General features: G+C 36.5%; 3 protein-coding genes. All 3 read left to right on the top strand.

The genetic code is table 11. From position 1 onward, the window contains the following. Positions 1-276 precede the first annotated feature (276 nt). Positions 277-843 carry a hypothetical protein gene (locus HRT72_07270; protein NQY67505.1) on the top strand — a complete coding sequence of 189 codons (567 nt, stop codon included), beginning with the start codon at positions 277-279 and terminating at the stop codon, positions 841-843. A gap of 395 nt (positions 844-1238) precedes the next feature. After that, on the top strand, positions 1239-1943 hold the full coding sequence (locus tag HRT72_07275) for a prepilin-type N-terminal cleavage/methylation domain-containing protein (protein ID NQY67506.1): 705 nt from the start codon (positions 1239-1241) through the stop codon (positions 1941-1943). A 102-nt stretch (positions 1944-2045) separates the two neighbouring features. Continuing rightward, positions 2046-2479 (top strand): discoidin domain-containing protein (locus HRT72_07280; protein NQY67507.1); only part of this gene is annotated, 434 nt, incomplete at its 3' end.

The raw sequence follows: 2479 nt of genomic DNA on the forward strand, positions 1-2479 counted from the left end.
GAGGAAAAATAAAATGAAAGAATTGATCATTCTGTCCGACTAGAATTGGCAATTCAATCGGCTTAATACGAAACCGCGTACCTTCTGGCATGGGTCAGACGGTCGCACGTTAGGTCAGACGGTCGCACGTAGAATTTGATCTGGGTCAGACGGTCGCACGTAGAATTTGATCATGATAAGAAAACTGGAGCAATTTCCTTTGCAATCAGGCCGGGATATAATTATAAATTACTCGATTCGCCTCGATAAGCCTAGTGGCAGTCAAATATGAGACAAATGGGGACTGGCGTCTTATCTGTCTTCGCTCATGCAGACGCAAAAGTGGCTAAAAGTAATGTCCAGGCTCCCAAAGGTGACATTGGTGTTGATACATTTGAATTCTGGATTCCGCATCGCTGGCCTGAAGGGAAGAACTTTGCTATGAAAGTTGAGCCATCTATTAAACTTTTTAATGAAGAAAATCTCACCAATGGGTTCAGCCGTTCCATTCTTGGACCGAATGCCTGGGTAGCTGAGTTAAGCGACAAACAGCCAGCTTTGAACCTTAAGTGGAATGAAGAAAAAACCATTCGCCGTATTGAGCTGAGTTTCGATACTGACTGGGATCATCCAATGGAATCTGTTCTCATGGGGCACCCTTGTGATGTTATTCCGTTCTGTGTTCAAGATTACAGAATTCTGGATGCTGAAGAAAATGTAGTTTATGAATGTAAAGGTAATTATCAAACTCAAAATAGTATTATCCTGGATACACCCACAATTACAGACTCCTTGCAAGTTGAACTTGCATCTCCAGCTGAAAACTTACCTGCAGCTTTATTTGAAATCCGTTGCTACGAGTAAAGGAGAAATTATGAATTGATGGCAATGTATACGCCCACAGGACGTGGCTTTTAAAATATCAGTAAATACATAAGTTTTCAAAAAAATTGCTAACTCATGTCAAGGTCATCTATATTACCGTATGAAGGTATTATTTAATGACTCAGGGGCCCAATGTTATGGAGCCTCTGACACTGAATTTGCTCCATAGGAAAAAATACTGACTAATGTTATTTGCTCTTGAGTTGTATAAAAATGAATCAAGCTAAATAACTTTATAATATTTGAGAGTGATTATAGTTATTCTTTGATCAATATATGTAACTTTATGTATAAAATATTTAATTGTATTTCATTGCTGATTCAACAATTTAGGAATATTTTTTCTTACTAAGAATTAACGAACAGGTAATTAGATGTTTAATAAAAAATTTACACTAATAGAACTGCTGGTAGTAATAGCAATTATAGCTATTCTGCTGACTATTCTTTTACCAAGCCTAAGGAAAGCGAGAAAAGAGGCAATAAATGCGGTTTGTTTATCCAACTTAAAACAATCAACAACCGCACTTATACGATATTCACAAGATAATAATAACAACCTTCCACTGAGTAGCACTGAAATACACCCAATGACTTACTGGTCACCTACAGATACCTGGGGGGTAAGAGCTGATTTGAGCGTCAATCTTAAGTCATACATAGGAAACTTTGCTGTCTGGAAATGTGCATTTTTTAGTGAATTACCAGATATAGACACACCGCTCAATACTAGGTCTTACGAGAGAAGAGGTACCATACAATATTGGGGAAACCTTAATGGAATTGGAGGGAAAATTCTTGATAGAAATTTGGCTCGGTGGTCTCCCCGAAACGCTGTTTTAGGTGACACTGCTTACTATTTTGCTGGGTCACATTGGAGATCAAGTCACCAAGGAACAGTCAGTACCAAACATCAATTCTATTCGGATAATCCTTCTCTTGAAGTTTATAAAGCCAGGCCTACAGATATAAATCAAGTATATGCTGATGGCAGTGCTAAAAACACCAAAAGTATGAAGGTATTATTCAATGCTGAAGCGAACGAATGTTATGGAGCCTCTGACACTGAATTTGATTAATATATATAACTTTCATGTATAAAATATTTAATTATATTTCATTACCGATTCAACAATTGAGATACATTGTTTCTTACTAAGAATTAACAAATAGGTAGTTAAATGTCTCATTCACTTCAAAAAAAGTTTTTCATGATGAATTTTAAATTCAAAATATATATGTTCTTATTGGGGGCATTCATAACTCTTATCTCAGCAAATTGTGATATAATCGAAGATCTTCAAGTAAAAAACAGTTCAGCAGATTACAAGAGTTTTAAAAAGGCTAATGCTATAGATGGAGAAATCTCTAATGAATCTCGCTGGATTGGTACTAAGGGGAACTCTGACAACATTTGGTTAGAGATAGAACTCCTTAAAGAAACTTCAGTTAAAGCCATTGCTCTCTACTCGGGATTTGGGGAAAATGATGCTGTGGAAGATTTTCATATGCAATTTAAAAACAAGTCAGGAGAATGGGAAGAAATTCAATCTTCAAGGGTTAGTGGAAATTCATCTGTGAATCGTTTAGTTTCCTTTAAGAATCCAGTACAGGC

Source organism: Flavobacteriales bacterium (assembly GCA_013214975.1).
In the GTDB taxonomy this organism is placed as follows: Bacteria; Bacteroidota; Bacteroidia; order DT-38; family DT-38; genus DT-38.